This is a genomic window from Asanoa hainanensis, from assembly GCF_900188485.1.
GTDB classification, from domain to species: Bacteria; Actinomycetota; Actinomycetes; order Mycobacteriales; family Micromonosporaceae; genus Asanoa; species Asanoa hainanensis.
In genome coordinates, this window is sequence record NZ_FZPH01000005.1 from 418552 (window position 1) to 434642 (window position 16091).

The following is a 16091-nucleotide window of genomic DNA, read 5'->3' on the forward strand; positions in this document are numbered from 1 at the left end:
AGATCAGCCGACGTCGAACTGCTGTGTGTTGGCCAGCGACGGCAGTTCGCGCCGGATGCGGGCCAACCGGGACAGGTCCAGGTCCGCGACCACCACGGTCACCTCGTCGGGGGCCTGCGCCACGACCGTGCCCCACGGGTCGATGATCATTGAGCGGCCGAAGCACGAACGGCCCGGCTCGTGGTCGCCGATCTGGCTCGCCGCGACCACGTAGCACTGGTTCTCGATCGCCCGGGCCCGCAACAGGACTTCCCAGTGGTCGCGGCCGGTGTGCAGCATGAACGCCGCCGGCACGACCAGGACCTGGGCGGCCGAGTCCACGGCCAGGGACCGATAAAGCGCCGGGAAGCGCAGGTCGTAGCAGATGGTCAGGCCGAAGGGGACACCCTCGACGGTGGCCACCGATGTCGTGGACCCAGGCGCGATCGTCGCCGACTCCAGATAGGAGACCTTGCCCGGAATGTCCACGTCGTACAGGTGGATCTTCCGATACGTCGCCGCCAGCGTGCCGGAGCGGTCGAAGAGCAACGACGTGTTGTACGAATGCGCCGGCGAAGGCCCCACCTCGTGGAACGAGCCCGCGTGCACCCACATCCCGAGATCCCGAGCAGCGGCGGCGAAGAACGACCCGTACTCACCGTCGACGGGCTCAGGCGAAGGCAGCCCCGACGACGGACCGAGATAGTCCGTGTATTCCGGCAGCACCGCGACGTCGGCCCCGAGCGCGGCAGCCCGCTCCAGCAGCGAGCGCGCCACCTTGAGGTTGTCGGCGCGGTTGTCCCGCGCGTTGAGCTGGCAGACCGCGACGCGCACGGGGCGTCAGGCCGACTTCTCCTCGCGGTCCCGCCGGCGACGGCCGGCGAACTCGCGAGGCACGATCGTCGGGTTGACGCGCTCCATGACCACCGCGCGGGTGATCAGGACGCGGGCGGCGTCGGGGTTGCTGGGCACCTCGTACATCACGGAGAGGAGGACCTCTTCGAGGATGGCCCGCAGGCCGCGGGCACCGGTGCCGCGGAGCATGGCCTGGTCGGCGATGGCCTCCAGGGCCGCCGGCTCGAACTCGAGCTCGACGCCGTCGAGCTCGAAAAGCCGTTGGTACTGCCGGACCAGCGCGTTGCGCGGCTCGGTCAGGATCTTGACCAGCGCCTCGCGGTCGAGGGACCGGACGTTGGTGATCACCGGGAGTCGGCCGATGAACTCGGGGATCAGGCCGAACTTGAGCATGTCTTCGGGCATGACCTGGCTGAACACGTCGTCCGTCGAGCGCTCGGACACCGCGCGTAGTCGGGCACCGAAGCCGGTGCCGCCCTGGCCGGTGCGGGACTCGATGATCCGGTCGAGACCGGCGAACGCGCCACCACAGATGAACAGCACGTTGGTGGTGTCGATCTGGATGAACTCCTGGTGCGGGTGCTTGCGACCGCCCTGCGGCGGCACGTTGGCGACCGTGCCCTCCAGGATCTTGAGCAGCGCCTGCTGGACACCTTCGCCGGAGACGTCGCGGGTGATCGACGGGTTCTCCGACTTGCGCGCGATCTTGTCGACCTCGTCGATGTAGATGATGCCGGTCTCGGCGCGCTTGATGTCGTAGTCGGCCGCCTGGATCAGCTTGAGGAGGATGTTCTCGACATCCTCACCGACGTAGCCGGCCTCGGTCAGCGCGGTGGCGTCGGCGATCGCGAACGGCACGTTGAGCATGCGGGCCAGGGTCTGCGCCAGGTGCGTCTTGCCGCAGCCCGTGGGGCCGATGAGCATGATGTTGGACTTGGCGACTTCGACCTCGTTGCCCGACCCGGTGTGGGACTCGGCCTGGATCCGCTTGTAGTGGTTGTAGACCGCGACCGACAAGGCCTTCTTCGCCTGGTCCTGGCCCACCACGTAGCCGTTGAGGAACTGGTAGATCTCCATCGGCTTGGGAAGCTCTTCCCACTTCACCTCGCCGGACTCAGCCAGCTCCTCTTCGATGATCTCGTTGCAGAGGTCGATGCACTCGTCGCAGATGTAGACACCTGGGCCCGCGATGAGCTTCTTGACCTGCTTCTGCGACTTCCCACAGAAGGAGCACTTGAGTAGGTCGCCACCGTCGCCGATCCGTGCCACCTACGTTCTCCCTGCGCTCGTCGGCCGCGGCGGACCGCCTCCGGGGTTGTGTGCAAACTCGACGTTACCCGCTAGGGGCGTTATCTCCGACCCCCAAAATGGGTGTGTCAGGGACCAGCCAGTGTAACCAAGCTGGCCGATCCCCGACACTTTGCCCATCTCAGCCAGCGGCAGCGGCTGCCAGCAGGCCCTTCTTGCGGCTGGTGAGAATCGTGTCGACCAGCCCGTACTCCCGAGCCTCGTCAGCCGTCATGATCTTGTCACGGTCGACATCACGCGAAACCTGCTCGCGCGCCCGGCCCGAGTGCCGGGAGATGATCTCCTCCATCTGCGACCGCATGCGCAGGATCTCGCGCGCCTGGATCTCGATGTCGGAGCCCTGCCCGTAGCCGCCCTCGGTGGCCGGCTGGTGGATGATGATCCGCGAGTTCGGGAGCGCCATCCGCTTGCCCGGCGTGCCGGCCGCCAGCAGGACGGCGGCGGCCGAGGCCGCCTGACCCAGGCAGACCGTCTGGATGTCCGGACGGACGTACTGCATGGTGTCGTAGATCGCCGTCATCGCCGTGAACGAGCCACCGGGCGAGTTGATGTACATGATGATGTCGCGGTCCGGGTCGGTGCCCTCGAGCGTCAACAGCTGCGCCATCACGTCGTTGGCCGACGCGTCGTCGACCTGGACGCCGAGGAAGATGATCCGGTCCTCGAACAGCTTGTTGTACGGGTTCGACTCCTTGATCCCGTACGAGGTGCGCTCGACGAACGAGGGCAGCACGTAGCGGTTGTGCACCGGAGCGAACTGCGGAGGCAGCGTCAGATCAGTCATGGTTGGCCTCCTCAGCCCAGAGTCCCGGCGCCTTCCGGAACCTGAGCGGCTCCGGTGATCACCTTGTCGATGAATCCGTAGTCCTTGGCCTCGGCGGCCGTGAACCAGCGGTCGCGGTCGGAGTCGGCCTCGATCTGGTCCTGGGCCTGGCCGGTGTGGTGCGAGACCCGCTCCTGGAACATCCGCTTGGTGTAGAGCATCTGCTCGGCCTGGATCGCGATGTCGGACGCGGTGCCACCCATGCCGCCGGACGGCTGGTGCATCATGATCCGCGCGTGCGGCAGGGCGTAGCGCTTGCCCTTGGTGCCCGCGCAGAGCAGGAGCTGGCCCATCGACGCGGCCATGCCCATGGCGACCGTGGACACGTCGTTGTCGATGAACTGCATCGTGTCGTAGATCGCCATGCCGGAGTAGACCGAGCCACCCGGCGAGTTGATCCACAGGTTGATGTCACGGCCCGGGTCTTCGGCGGCCAGCAGCAGCAGCTGTGCACAGATGCGGTTGGCCACCTGGTCGGTAACCTCACTGCCGAGGAAGATGATGCGTTCCTTGAGCAGCCGGTTGTAGACCGAGTCGTCGAGCCCGCCGGCGAGCTGGTCGCCGCGCGCCTCGTGCGCCCGGATGGGCGTCGCTGGAATATGCAGATCGGTCATGGCAGCCTCTCGCTCGTTTCCGTTCTACGCCCGACATTAACCGCAGACCTGAGCCCTGACTTCCCGCCCGAGAGCGTGTTCGCTCAGAGCGCAGGCGGGGCGGATCAGTGGTTGTGCTCGGTGACCTCGCGCACCGCGTCCAGGCTGATCGGGTTGCCGGCGGTGTCAGTGATCTTGACCCGCTCCATCACCAGGGTGAGCGCCTTGCCCCGCCGCACGTCGCCGAACACCGCACCCGCGGCACCCGAGCGGACGAGCTGGTCGTAGTACTGCTGCGGCTGCATCCCGGCCCGCTGCGCGCGGTGCATGATCTCGTGACCGAACTCGTCGTCGGAGACCTGCACGTCCTCGGCGTCGGCCAGGGTGTCGAGCACAAGCTGGATCTTGACGCCCTCGGTGGCCGCGTCGGTCAGCTCGGTGTCGATCTGCTCCTCGGTCTTGTCCTCGGCCGCGAGGTACTCGTCGAACGAGGCGCCGATCCGCTCGAGCTGGTCGGCCATCGCCTGCTTGCGGTGCTCGACCTCCTCCTTGACGACGCCCTCGGGCGCCGGCACCTCGGCGGCCGCGACGAGCTGCTCCAGCGCCTTGTCGCGGGCGGCGTAGATCTGCTCGGCCTGCTTGGCCTGGGTGACCCGCTTGCGGAGGTCCTCGCGGAGCTCGTCGAGGGTGTCGAACTCGCTGGCCAGCTGGGCGAACTCGTCGTCCAGCTCCGGCAGCTGCTTCTCCTTGACGGTGCGCACGGTGACCGCCACGTCGGCGTCCCGGCCGGCGAAGTCACCGCCCACGAGCTGGGTGCTGAACGAGGTCTCGGCGTCGGCGGCCAGGCCGACCAGCACCTCGTCGAGCCCCGGGAGCAGCTGCTTGCTGCCGACCTCGTGGGAGATGTTGGTCGCGGAACCGCCCGGGACCTCTTCGCCGTCGACGGTGGCCTTCATGTCGATCTGCACGTAGTCGCCCTCGGCGGCGGCCCGCTCGACCGTCTTCAGCGTCGCGAAGCGCTCGCGCAGCGCCTTGACCTGGTCGTCGATCTCGTTGTCGCCGATCGCCAGCTCGTCGACCGTGACCTCGATGGTCGCCAGGTCGGGCAGGGTGATCTCCGGACGGACGTCGATCTCCGCGGTGAACTTCAGCGGCTCGCCGTCACCGAACTCGGTGATCTCCACCTCGGGGCGGCCGAGCGTCTTGACCTCGTGCTCCCGGACCGCGGCGACGATGTTCTCGGGGATCGCCTCCTGCACGGCCTCGTTGAGCACGGCGCCCCGGCCGACCCGCTGGTCGATCACCGCGGACGGCACCTTGCCCTTGCGGAAGCCGGGCACGGTCACCTGCTGGGCGATCTCCCGGTACGCCTTGCGCAGGCTCGGCTCGAGCTCGACGAACGGCACCTCGATGGCGAGCCGCACCCGGGTCGGGCTCAGGGTCTCCACGGTGCTCTTCACAGGCGTACTCCTCGACATGTCTTTATGGGGTGATCAGCCCGAGTGTAGGCGCGCTGGCGCCGGCCGCCGCAGGCACCGGCCTCGGTGATCACAGTCGGGGTGGCGGGATTTGAACCCACGGCCCCTCGCTCCCAAAGCGAGTGCGCTACCAAGCTGCGCCACACCCCGTGGCGAACCGAAGTCTATGCGGTACCGGCGCACCGTCCGCGCCCGGCGTCCCATTCCCGCACGGTGGGTGACGGATAAACCGGACAAAGCCTATTGCCCGGGTCCGCGACGGTCCAGACCGTCGCTCCCGCCGGGCACCGCTCGCTGCGCGTCGCTGCCACCTCCGCGTCACTTCGGCGACCTTTTCTGTCGGGTACGCCGGTTAGGATGCGCTCCAAATACCGCGGGGGGAGGAGGCGGAGCCATGCGCATTCTGCTCGTCGAGGACGACCTACGCGTGGCGTCCGTCATGAAGTCGATGCTCGTGCGCCGGGGCTACCAGGTCGAGCACGCGGCGACCGCCAAGGCGGCCGTCGAGGCCGCACCCTGTGACCTGGTGCTGCTCGACCTCAGCCTGCCCGACGGCGACGGCATCGACGTGTGCCGTGCGTTGCGCACGCGCGACGACAACCTCGCGATCATCGCCGTGACCGCCCGCTCCGACGAGCGTGACAAGGTCAACGGCTTCCGGGTCGGCGCCGACGACTACGTGGTCAAGCCGTTCTCCATGGCCGAGCTCCAGCTGCGCATCGAGGCCCTGCTGCGGCGGGCCGCCCGCGGGGTGGCCGCGCGCCAGACCCGCGAGATCGGCCCGCTGCGCATCGACTTCACCGCGCGCGAGGTCAGCGTCGACGCGAAACCGGTCGCGCTGACCCGCAAGGAGTTCGACATCCTGGCCTCGTTGGCCCGCCAGCCCGGTGTGGCGGTCACCCGCGAGCGGATCCTGCTCGACGTGTGGCAGACCACCTGGTCGGGCCGGCACACGCTGGAGGTGCACGTGGCCTCGCTGCGGGCCAAGCTCGGTCAGCCCGACCTGGTCCGCACCGTGCGCGGCGTCGGCTACCGCCTACAGGCCGAGTGACGTGCGGCGCCGGCTCGTCACGACGTACCTCCTGCTGCTCTGCCTGGTGTTGCTGGCGCTGGAGGTGCCGCTGGCGCTGGTGATGAGCGGGCGCACCACCCAGGCGCTGCTGGCCGACCGGCTGGCCGACGCGACCCGGTTCGCCGCCCTGTCCGCACCGGCCATTCGCGGCGACGACTTCACCCCGGTCGCGGCGGAGCTGGGCCGCTACCACGAGCTCTACGGGATCGACGTGATCGTCGTCGACCAGAACCGGCGGGTGGTGAACGCGGCCGGGCCGCACCCCGGCCCGAGCGCCGACGCCGTCATCCGCGGCGCACTGGCCGGCCGGCAGATGAGCTCGCCGACCAACGTCTGGCCCTGGCAGGAGAGCCAGCTCCTGGTCGCGGTGCCGATCTACGAGGGCGGGGCGGTGCTGGGCGGCATCCTGACCGTCTCGTCCACCGAGCGGGCCCGCGGTTCGATGCTGTTCGCCTGGGCCATGCTCGGCATCGTCGGGCTGGTCGCCCTCGTGGGCTCGCTGGTGGCCGCGGTCCGGCTGGCCCGCTGGGTGCTGCGGCCCGTCTTCTCGCTGGACACCGCCGTCCACGAGATCACCGCCGGCGACAGCACCGCGCGGGTGCCGCACGCGCTCGGCCCGCCGGAGCTGCGGCGGCTGACCACCAGCTTCAACGAGATGGCCGACACGGTCACGGACGCCCTCGAACGGCAGCGCCTGTTCGTCGCGCACGCCAGCCACCAGCTCCGCAACCCGCTGACCGTGCTGCGGCTGCGGGTCGAGGGCCTGGGCGACATGCTGCCCACCGAGGCCCGGCCGGAGCACCACCTGGCGCTGGAGGAGTCCGACCGGCTGGCCCGGGTGCTCGACAGCCTGCTGGCGCTGGCCCGCGCCGAGTGGGACGGCCGGCCACCGGTCGTCGTCGACGCCGGTTCGCTGGTGGCCGCGCGGGTCGAAGCGTGGCTGCCGCTGGCGGTCCAGCGCGGAGTGACCCTGACGGCCGCGGTGCCCTCTGCGGCGGTCTTCGCTTCGGCGGCGGACACGGCCCTCGACCAGGCGCTGGACGCGCTCATCGACAACGGGCTGAAGTTCGCCGGCGCGGGTGGGCACGTCTCGGTGTCGGTCAGCACGCTGCCCGGCCGGGTCGTGGTCACGGTGCGCGACGACGGCCCGGGGATGACCGCCGCCGAGTGCCGGCTGGCGACGCGGCGGTTCTGGCGGGCGCCCGACACGCAGAACGTCGACGGCGCGGGCCTCGGGCTGTCGATCGCCACCGTGCTGGTCGAGGCGTCCGGTGGGTCGCTGGTCTTGGCCCCGTTGGAGCCGCACGGCCTGGAGGCCCGGGTCCGGCTACGGCTTCACGTCGCGGAAGTACCGGGCGGCGCCCGGGTGTAGCGGCACCGGCATCGTGCCGATCGCCGAGCGGACGTCGAACCGCTCCCCCGCCGGGTGCGCGCGGGCCAGCGCCTCGTGCCGCTCCATCAGCAGCTTCGTCAGGTCGTACGCGATGTCGTCCGGCATGTCCGTCGGCACCACCAGGAAGTTCGGCACCGCGAGCGTGCTGACCGCCGGCAGGTCGTAGACGGAGTCGTTGACCTCGCGCCGGACGTACACGGTCGAATGGGCCTTTCGCATGGGCTCGACCCATTCGCCGAGATCGACGATCCGGATGCCCAGGCTGTTGTTCAGGTCCTCGATCGCCTGCACGGGCAGCCCACCGGAGAAGAAGAAAGCGTCGATCCGCCCGTCGGCGAGCGCGGCGGCCGAGTCGTCCAGGTTCCACCGCTGGCGCTGGATCGCGTTCTGCAGCCCGGCGACCTCGAGCAGCCGCCCCACGGTGATCTCGGTGCCGGACCCGGCGGCCCCGGTGGCCACCCGCTTCCCCTCGAGATCCTTGAGCGTCTTGATCGTCGAGTTGGTCGGCACGACGAGATGCAACAGGTCCTCGTAGACACGGGCGAGCGCCCGCACCCGCGGATCCGGCGGCGCGGTGCCACTGACCAGGATGTCCGCCTGGGTGAACCCGATCTCGGCACCGCCGTGCTCGACCAGCTCCACGTTCTCGGCCGAAGCGGCGGTCACCATCACCTCGGCGTCCGCGTCCGGCAGGTTGTCCTCGACGAGCTGGCCGAGCGCCCGGCCGAAGGCGTAGTAGACGGCGGTGGGGCTGCCGGTCGCGATCCGGATGTGCGTGACCGGGGGGTTGCCCTCGGCATAGACACCGGTGGTGACGAGCAACAACACCAGAACGACCAGTCCGGCCGTCTGGGCTCGCGTTCGTCTCCGCCTCCGCACGGAGCGCAAGTTTTCCTCAAGTAAGGGGCCGGCGCATCCCCCTGAAAGGCCGGACCGGCCACGCTGAGAGCGGGAGGCGATGACGATGGCCATACAGCGGGACAGCAGCGGGGACGCGGCCATGCGCTCACTGCCCTCGATCTTCGAGGCGGCCAGCCTGATCCGGTGCACAGGGGTAGGCCGATCCCCCGGCGCACGACCGCTAGGCCACGACTTCGGACCTGGGCCCGGGCCGGCACCCGGACCCACGTCCGGCAGCGCCATCGGGACGCTGACACCAGGAGCGTCCTTCCTGTCGGGGGGCGACACGGCGCTGCCGGGCCCGAGCGCCGCGCCGGCCCACACCGGCGCGGCGCTCCGGGGCGGCCAGGTCCTGGCGGAGTTCAACCAACCGGAAGCCGCGGAGCGCCTCTCCCGCCTGTTGACGGACTTAGGCGTCACCGCGACGTGGGCGACGCTGGTCGGGGGCGGGCGGCGGCAGTATTTCGTGCACCGGGTGACGATCCCTGGGTCGTCGTGGATGCAGACCGTGGGGCAGCTTGGTCTGGGTTGGCGCCAGGGCCGACACTTCCTGCTCCGTACGGACCCGGTTGGGGCGTCGTCGCCGCACAACGCGCGGCGGGAGGCCTTGGCCCGGCGGGCGTGGCAGGCAGCGTCGTTGGCGGCGGGGCGTCAGCGGCGGGGTGGGCTGTTCGGGGTGCGGCTGGCCGACCAGGAGATGGCGGCGGTCCTGGTGCGGAGCGCCCGCCTGCTGGGCGCAACGGCCTCGATCCGGTCACGACCGGGCTGCCTACAGGTCTCGGTGACATCGGTAACGTCAGAGGCCGCGCTGCTGGAGATCACCACACCCCCACTCCGCGTGGCGTCGTGAGGTAGACAGTAGTCTGTCGGAGGTATCCGCGCGGGCGTAGCTCAATGGCAGAGCTTCAGTCTTCCAAACTGACGGTGCGGGTTCGATTCCCGTCGCCCGCTCAAATCTCTCCTGAGCGCGCTCATGTGAGATTTGAGCCATTCCTGCTCCGGGGCCGAGCCCCGGACACCCCACGTTCCCGTGGTCGCGGTCTGCCGTAGCCCGCCGCCCCCTGCTCAGCTCTGCTGGTATTCGACCGCCGCGAGCCGGCACGGGGTGTGGACGAAGACGTAGTGGGCGCCTTCCGTGTATTCCGCGAGGTCGGCCCCGACTACTTGACCCACGTAGTGCATCGTGGTCCCGCACTCCGGGCAGGCCGGATAGTTCCAGTCCTGGATCCAGTCCGGCTGGCCGCCAAGCGTGGAACCCCCCTCGTACCAGGCGCTGGCGGAGTGGGCGCCGCGGGGTTCGCCGATGGTCAGGCGGTTCACGGTGACAGGCTCCGCCGCGACCTGCTCGGCCAGGTATTCCGGCCGTTTGGTGTGGGCGGCCGACAGCTCGCTGCGGCCGGCCGAGTCGATCGACCAGAACACCGTCCCGTAGCAGTTGCAGAAGTAGCACGTCGCCACCTCTAGGCGGCCGGTCCAGCCGGTGGGTGCGAGAACGGCCGCCGCCCTCGGGTCGCTGGGATCCAGGTCCAGCACCGTCCACAGGGAGCTTTCGCACCACGGGCAGGTGCTGCCTCGCAGTCGCCCGCTGACACTGCCGTCGCGCGGTTGGTCGACCTCGGGCTTCACCGGCTCGACGTCGGTCTCCATGACGACCAGCTGGTAGGCGACAGGGGCGCAGACTTCGCGGATGCCCTTGCCAGCGCGAAGCTCCCAGCCGCCCTCCAGCGCGAACCGCGCGGCCGGGTAGCCGTAGGCGGTCACTCGCGCGCTGTCCCACCGTCGGAAGGCTTCCTCGGCGAGCGTCCCGCCCGCGTACCCGAGAGCGGACAGGTGGCTCACCACCGCGTCGCCCTTGCCGGAATCGGCTTCAATGCCCGCGTCGATCAGATCGATGAGGCGTGCGCGCACCGTGTCGTCGGCGCCGACGTAGATCGAGGGCACCTCCAGGACGCCTCGCTCGAGCAGGCCGGCCAGGTGTGGCGTGAGGGCGGACGGATCCCGCCCCGCGATCCCTTCCAACTCTTCAAGGAGGTCGGCGGCCGCGTCCTCGTCCGCCTCGGCGTGCCGGCGCAAAAGATCTTCGATCACGACCGGCACGATAACGGCACCGTGACTGCCATGCAGCCCGCTAGGGCGACCTGGTCCAGCGGGAGTTGGGGCCGTCGGGGGTCAGTTCCGGGGTGGCTGGCACAATCCGTCGCCGTGACCTATGACCTGGCCGTTTGGGACGGCGAACGGCCCTCTGACGACGCCGCTGCGGCGAAGGTGTTCGAGGCCCTCTACCGCGAGTACATCGACTCGGACGAGGTACAACCGCCCACCGCGCGGATTCACGCCTACGTCGATGCCCTGCTCGCCCGCTACCCGGACATGGACGACGACAACGACGACGTCTGCCCTTGGTCCACGGCTCCGCTCATGGACGAGGCCGCCGGACCGCTCGTGTACTTCCCGATGCGCTGGAGCATGGCCGACGAGGTGTCCGATTGGGCTGCCCGGCTTGCGGCCGAGCACGGGCTGGTCTGCTTCGACCCTCAGGAGAACACTCTTCGCCCCTGAGGGCGGGACTGCGGCGGGCCCGCTTTGGTCGGGCAGTGCCACTCGACTACGAACCGCGCTCGAGTTCCTCGATTACTCTGTCGAGAAGTTGGTCAATCCGAACGTATTTTGCTCGCAGAAGTCTGACCAGGATAGCGAGTTGTGCCGGAATTTGGGTGGTGCTTGTGACGGCGCCAAGACTATCCACCTTCTCAACAACCTCGCCGTTTTTGTTGGCGATTTCCAGCGTCGCCGACAGACTGGACGACCTCACAGTTATCGTCGACTCGGTTGTTGACGTGGAGAAAACGAAGTTGTCTTCGCTGACCGATGATCGCCTCATCCTCCAGTCAAGACTGCCGTTCTCCGTGCGACGAATGAGGACGCCGATCAGAGCATCCAATCTCGCAAATCTGTCAGCCATTCTCGCCGCCCCCCGACTTAATACCCTGAGCCGAAGCTACCGCGCTCAGCTCGTCAGTTACAGCAGAAATCGATGTCAGGGCATCCTTTAACACGGCCAACATATCGACCTCATCCTCGCCAAGCATCAGCGTCCGAGATTCCGCAGCGAGCGTTACGGATTCCTGGATTGAGACCAGAAGCTTTTCTTTCCCGAGGCTGGTGACATCCAGAAGGCCGCGCAACTGACTGGCCTTTCTGCGCCAAGTCAGCAAGTGGCCGAGCGCGCGTGCACGATCGTTCGCTCGGATTGCGTCCGCCAGTTCGTCCTCTACCCTTTCGAGCTGCGGCACCAAAGCCAACAGACCACTTCTGCTAATTGCCTCTTGAGACAGTTCGGATGCTTGACGAGCGGCTGCGGCTTCGTTGCGCGTCTTCCGTAGTTGCACGAAGGTGATAATAAAGCCCGTGACGAGTCCAGGGACGGCAGTAACGTCGGCGACGCGTCCCGCAACTTCCCAGGCGTCCACGGTCGGTCCTCACCTCGTCCACACACGGACGTCAGTACGTTAACACGGCGCGCGACGCCGAGAACTGCACTCATATTTGCTGTGAGCGGGAGAATCGGACCACTATCCACCGTACGGGGGATTGCCGAATTAAGCAGGCACGCACGTCATCCTTCGAACTGTGCGCGTTCGATTCTCGTCAACGGGGATGACGACCAAGCCGCCGAACGTCGTGTTCGGCGGCTCGGCCGGTCACCCACGCCAGGGCCCGCCTCGCCCCAGCTATGTCTCTAGATGCGCGACAGCGCTCGGTCGCTTACGAAGCACGACAGGCCGAACTGGCCCGCTCGGCGGTGCGCGAACTCCGTCAGGCCGTCCGTGTCCGCGTAGTCCAGCGCGTACAGGTCGACGTCGTACTGCAGCAGTTGCTCCGCGATCTGCGCGTTGTACTCCAGCACGTCCGGCGGCCACGCGTCGTAGCCGTTGTCCGTCCACCTGGCCGAGAACGACTCGAAGAGGATGCCGTCCACGAACTCCGCCATCCGTGGCAAGAGACCAAAACCGCGGTTCGCCAGCATGTACGACGGTTTCGCCTCCTCTCGGATCGCCGCGATCAAGGCCAGCAGGTGTGGCAGGTCCTCCGGATACGTCAGCTCCACGTTGAGCGTGTCCAGGAACAGCCCGGTGAAACCCGAAGCCATCTCCGCCTTGGCCTGGCCCACGACGTGCTCCACCCAACCCGGGTGTCCGACGTGGACGAACGCGCCTCCCCAGTCCGGGTTGCGCTCTGCCCGCTGCCACGGCGCCGGTGGGCCCTGGTCCTCCGACAGCGACAGGTAGCCCATCGGCTCCGTGCCGGCGTCCCGCAGGGTCTTGAGCTCCTCCGCGCTGTAGAACTCCGACTGGAGGACCACCCGGGGGTAGCGCCGGAGCGCGTCCAGACGCCCGGCGCCGTAGTAGAAGCCGATGGCCTCGTCGTGAGGGATCATCGCTTCTGCCAGTCCCGGTACCACGCGATCGTCCGGCGGACACCGTCCTCGAGGTCGACCGCGGGCTGGTAGCCGGTCAGCGAGCGCAGCAGCGAAAGGTCCGGGCAGCGCCGAGCGACCGAGCCCGCCGGCGCCGGCTCAGGAGACAACGCCCCGTCGTGCGACGTCAACCGCAGCACCAGCTTCGCCAGGTCCGCGATGTTCGTCTCCTGGCTGTCGTCGCCGATGTGCACGATCTGGCCTACGGCGGCAGGCGAAGCCATCAGCCGCAGCATCGCCTCGACCGCGTCGTCCACGTAGCAGAACGCCCGGTACTGGTCGGCTCCCCACACCTTGAACGGGTCCTCGCCCGCCATCGCGCGCATCGCCATCTCCGGAATCACGTGGTCGGCGCCCATCCGCGGCCCGTACACGTTGTGGAAACGGCCGACCACCGCCGAAAACCCGCGCGCCCCAGCAGCGTGCAGGAAGCCGGCCTCACCGAGGAGCTTGCTGATCGCGTACGCGAACCGCGGCTCGGTCACGTCGCGCACCATGACCGGCACGTCCTCCGCCGTCGGCACCGCGACGATGCCGGCGTCGACCCCACCCGCGTACACCTCGCTGGTCGACGAGAAGAACACCTTGTCGCCCGGTGCCAGCCAGTCCAGGGCATGCATCGCCACCAGCGTGTTGACCCGGACCGTACGCCACGGGTCGTTCGAGACGTTGCGGACGCCGACGACCGCGGCCAGCACGTAGATCTGGTCCCAGCCGTGCGGCAACGCCGCCCAGGTGGCCGGCGAGGTCAGATCGGCCGACTGGATGGAGGCCCCAGGGTGCGCCCGCAGCGCGTCCAGGTCCTTGTCGTCGCGGCCCCGGGAGAAGTCGTCGACGATCGTGACGGTGTGGCCGTCGGCGAGCAGGCGCCGGGCCAGGTGCAGGCCGATGAAGCCGGCGCCGCCGAGCAGCAGGACGTTCACGCCGACACCCCCGCGCCGCCGCGGGCGTAGCCGATGCCCGCGTACTGCACGCCGGCGGCCGCGATGGCCTCCTCGTCGAGGATCCGCCACGAGTCGTAGATGATCCCCGGGCGGGTGGCGCCCAGCACCGAGTCGATGTTCAGCGCCCGGTAGTCCGGGTGATCGTTGATGACCAGGACCGCCTCGGACTCGCTGAACGCCTTGTCGAGGCTGACCGGCAGGCCGCCGTACTGGCGGATCACGTCGTCGGTGACCATCGGGTCGTGGCCGAGGACCGTGAGCCCCGCCTCGGCGAAGACCGGCATCATCGTGGCGATCGGGGTGCCGCGCATGTCGTCGGTGGCCGGCCAGCCCTTGTAGGCCCAGCCGAGCACCGCCAGCCGCGCGCCCTGCGTCGTGCCCCGGATCGCGCGGATGCGGTCGACGACGGTGGTCGCCACGTGGGTCGGCAGGAACTCGTTGAGGGCGCGGGCGCGGCCGACCAGGAACGGCTCCCGGTCGCCGGCCGACTCGATCATGATGTACGGGTCCTTGGACAGGCAGCCGCCGCCGACGTAGCCGGGCTTGGCCAGGTCGGGCCGCGGGTAGTCGAGGTTGGTCGCGCGGATCACCTCGAGCGGGTCGAGGCCGTGCCGCTCCGAGATGAGCGCGATCTCGTTGCCGAACGAGTAGATGAGGTCGGTGTGGCAGTTGTTCGACAGCTTCACCATCTCGGCGGTCTCCAGGTTGGACACCGGCACGAGGGAGTTGGCCAGCCCGCCGAAGAACTCGAGGCCCGCGTCGCGGCTGGCGTCGTCGAGGCCGCCGACGACCTGCGGCAGGTCGACGAGCTCCCGCAGCGCCTGGCCCTGGATCGTGCGCTCCGGCGCCATCACCAGGTGCACGTTGTCACCCCACGCCTCGCGCAGGGCGGGCAGCACGACCCGCCGGGTGGTGCCGACCGGCACCGTGCTGCGGACGACCACGAGGGTGCCCGGGGCGCACTGCTCGGCGACGAACCGGGCCGAGGCGGCCAGGTTGGTCAGGTTCGGCCGGTGGGTCTGCTCGTCGACCGGGGTCGAGACGCAGATGACGACGACGTCCACACCGGACTTCGGCAGGTCGGCGGCGACGAAGATGGAGCTGCCCACGTGCTCCTGGAAAGCCTCGGCCACACCCGGTTCGAAGATGTGGGGCTTGCCTTTGCTGAGCTGGTCGATAACGGTGGGCTGGACGTCGACGCCGTGGACGACGAAGCCCTTGCGGGCGAGCGCGGCGGTCAGGGTGAGGCCGACATAGCCCATCCCGACGACACCAACAGACGTGGGCATAACGGTGTAGCTCCTTCGAACTAGGGGCGGTCGAGTTCGCGGACGGTGACGCAGCCGGCGAATCCTTCGGCGGCGTACCGGTCCTTGGCGGTGCGGATGTTGTCGGCGTCGACGGCGTAGTCGACGGCGAGCACGAGCTTGCCGGCGGCGCGCAGGGCGCGCGTTTCGGCGAGGTTCCCCGCACACCAGCTCTTGGTGCACGGCTTGTCGGTGGCGAGGAAGAACAGTTCCTCCATGCCGATTCCGTCGATCGCGGCGGTGTAGCCGCGTTGGTGGCGCAGCTCCGGCGAGTTCTGCGGGAACACACCGAAATCGGCAGAGCGCGCCTTGGCGTACGCGCTGATCCGGGTGATCAACCCGGCCATTCCGGCGGCCAGGCTCTCCCGGCTGGCACCGGGAACAAGGTCGAGATCGATCTCCTCGTACGCGAGGGGCGTGTCGAGGTACATGCCGTCGAACCCGGCCTTCAACGCCTGGTCGATGCGGGGCCGGACCGCGATCTCCCACCAGGGCTCTTCCCAGAAGCACACGAAGTGCTCCTCCGGCCAGTCGTCCCAGCGGTTGAGCACCAGGCCGTTGTCAAGCGTCGCCCGGTATTCCGGTCGGAAGTCCTCGATGCTGCCGATCTCGAAATACGCGAGCACCCGCTTTCCCGAATCACGGACAGCCTTGATCTCGTCGGCCCGGAAGAAGTCCGACTTGGCGTCCCGGGCCAGGTCGATCACCGCGAGGTCCTGCGGCGCGGCGGCGACCGCGTCGAGCCCGCCGCCCTTGTATCCCTGGAGCTGGTAGAGCCAGGTCTTGACCGAGGTCCAGGGAGTACGCGCGCGGGTCGCCGGCAAAGCGTCGACCTTGGCCGGCGTGTCCAGTCCCTGTGTCGAGCACGCGGCGGTCACCTCGGGCTCATCGGCGCACGCCGGCACGGCCGTGATCACCACCACGGCTACGCCCAGGCAGGCCAGCATGCGTCGACCCCACAT

The 16091-nt window shown here is 68.8% G+C and carries 17 protein-coding genes and 2 tRNA genes; 5 read left to right on the forward strand and 14 right to left on the reverse strand.

From position 1 onward, the window contains the following. Window positions 1–3: 3 nt before the first annotated feature. The 6 genes from CHC05_RS15925 to CHC05_RS15950 all read right to left on the reverse strand — a co-directional run bounded on the left by CHC05_RS15925 (window position 4) and on the right by CHC05_RS15950 (window position 5186). A complete protein-coding gene (locus CHC05_RS15925; protein ID WP_089249395.1) occupies window positions 4–813 on the reverse strand; it encodes a carbon-nitrogen hydrolase family protein in 810 nt (269 codons plus the stop codon). Window positions 814–819: 6 nt separating this feature from the next. Next, a complete protein-coding gene (gene clpX, locus CHC05_RS15930; RefSeq protein WP_089249397.1) occupies window positions 820–2103 on the reverse strand; it encodes an ATP-dependent Clp protease ATP-binding subunit ClpX in 1284 nt (427 codons plus the stop codon). Between the two features lie 160 nt (window positions 2104–2263). Next, complete coding sequence (locus CHC05_RS15935) at window positions 2264–2926, reverse strand: ATP-dependent Clp protease proteolytic subunit (RefSeq protein WP_089249399.1); 663 nt, start codon at window positions 2924–2926, stop codon at window positions 2264–2266. 11 nt (window positions 2927–2937) lie between these two features. Further along, window positions 2938–3579, reverse strand: a complete 642-nt coding sequence (locus CHC05_RS15940) for a ClpP family protease (RefSeq protein ID WP_089249401.1) — start codon at window positions 3577–3579, stop codon at window positions 2938–2940. Window positions 3580–3683: 104 nt separating this feature from the next. Beyond that, window positions 3684–5018 (reverse strand): trigger factor, encoded by a 1335-nt coding sequence (gene tig / locus CHC05_RS15945; RefSeq protein ID WP_089249403.1) that lies wholly within the window; start codon window positions 5016–5018, stop codon window positions 3684–3686. A gap of 94 nt (window positions 5019–5112) precedes the next feature. Beyond that, a tRNA-Pro gene (locus tag CHC05_RS15950) sits at window positions 5113–5186 on the reverse strand. 244 nt (window positions 5187–5430) lie between these two features. On the opposite strand from CHC05_RS15950, the gene CHC05_RS15955 reads away from it, so the two are divergent. Together CHC05_RS15955 and CHC05_RS15960 are read left to right on the forward strand one after the other, a co-directional pair. Further along, window positions 5431–6087 (forward strand): response regulator transcription factor, encoded by a 657-nt coding sequence (locus tag CHC05_RS15955; RefSeq protein ID WP_179266205.1) that lies wholly within the window; start codon window positions 5431–5433, stop codon window positions 6085–6087. A 1-nt stretch (window position 6088) separates the two neighbouring features. Further along, on the forward strand, window positions 6089–7480 hold the full coding sequence (locus CHC05_RS15960; protein ID WP_089249407.1) for a sensor histidine kinase: 1392 nt from the start codon (window positions 6089–6091) through the stop codon (window positions 7478–7480). On the opposite strand, the gene CHC05_RS15965 is transcribed toward CHC05_RS15960, so the two are convergent. Then, entirely contained in the window at window positions 7436–8329 is an 894-nt protein-coding gene (locus tag CHC05_RS15965) for a TAXI family TRAP transporter solute-binding subunit (protein WP_245870883.1), read from the reverse strand. The genes CHC05_RS15960 and CHC05_RS15965 overlap by 45 nt on opposite strands. Window positions 8330–8501: 172 nt before the next feature. On the opposite strand from CHC05_RS15965, the gene CHC05_RS15970 reads away from it, so the two are divergent. Beyond that, the gene (locus CHC05_RS15970) at window positions 8502–9251 is read left to right on the forward strand and encodes a hypothetical protein (RefSeq protein ID WP_144022612.1); all 750 of its coding nucleotides are present in this window, start codon (window positions 8502–8504) and stop codon (window positions 9249–9251) included. A gap of 30 nt (window positions 9252–9281) precedes the next feature. Continuing rightward, window positions 9282–9352, forward strand: a tRNA-Gly gene (locus CHC05_RS15975). 114 nt (window positions 9353–9466) lie between these two features. Here CHC05_RS15975 and CHC05_RS15980 read toward each other — a convergent pair. Further along, window positions 9467–10489, reverse strand: a complete 1023-nt coding sequence (locus tag CHC05_RS15980; RefSeq protein ID WP_089249413.1) for a hypothetical protein — start codon at window positions 10487–10489, stop codon at window positions 9467–9469. Between the two features lie 114 nt (window positions 10490–10603). On the opposite strand from CHC05_RS15980, the gene CHC05_RS15985 reads away from it, so the two are divergent. Next, the gene (locus CHC05_RS15985) at window positions 10604–10960 is read left to right on the forward strand and encodes a hypothetical protein (protein WP_089249415.1); all 357 of its coding nucleotides are present in this window, start codon (window positions 10604–10606) and stop codon (window positions 10958–10960) included. Window positions 10961–11006: 46 nt separating this feature from the next. Here the strand turns inward: CHC05_RS15985 and CHC05_RS40735 are convergent, their stop codons facing one another. The 6 genes from CHC05_RS40735 to CHC05_RS16010 form a co-directional block, all read right to left on the reverse strand. Beyond that, window positions 11007–11342: a hypothetical protein gene (locus CHC05_RS40735; RefSeq protein ID WP_144022613.1), complete on the reverse strand. Its 336-nt coding sequence runs from the start codon at window positions 11340–11342 to the stop codon at window positions 11007–11009. A 13-nt stretch (window positions 11343–11355) separates the two neighbouring features. After that, window positions 11356–11871 carry a hypothetical protein gene (locus CHC05_RS15990; protein ID WP_144022614.1) on the reverse strand — a complete coding sequence of 172 codons (516 nt, stop codon included), beginning with the start codon at window positions 11869–11871 and terminating at the stop codon, window positions 11356–11358. A 269-nt stretch (window positions 11872–12140) separates the two neighbouring features. Further along, window positions 12141–12839, reverse strand: a complete 699-nt coding sequence (locus CHC05_RS15995; protein ID WP_245870884.1) for a hypothetical protein — start codon at window positions 12837–12839, stop codon at window positions 12141–12143. Then, window positions 12836–13801 (reverse strand): NAD-dependent epimerase/dehydratase family protein, encoded by a 966-nt coding sequence (locus CHC05_RS16000; protein WP_089249419.1) that lies wholly within the window; start codon window positions 13799–13801, stop codon window positions 12836–12838. Before CHC05_RS16000 ends, CHC05_RS15995 begins: the two co-directional genes overlap by 4 nt. Next, window positions 13798–15111: a nucleotide sugar dehydrogenase gene (locus CHC05_RS16005; RefSeq protein ID WP_089249421.1), complete on the reverse strand. Its 1314-nt coding sequence runs from the start codon at window positions 15109–15111 to the stop codon at window positions 13798–13800. The genes CHC05_RS16000 and CHC05_RS16005 overlap by 4 nt, the downstream gene beginning before the upstream one ends. A gap of 20 nt (window positions 15112–15131) precedes the next feature. After that, window positions 15132–16091 carry a glycoside hydrolase family 191 protein gene (locus CHC05_RS16010; protein ID WP_089249423.1) on the reverse strand — a complete coding sequence of 320 codons (960 nt, stop codon included), beginning with the start codon at window positions 16089–16091 and terminating at the stop codon, window positions 15132–15134.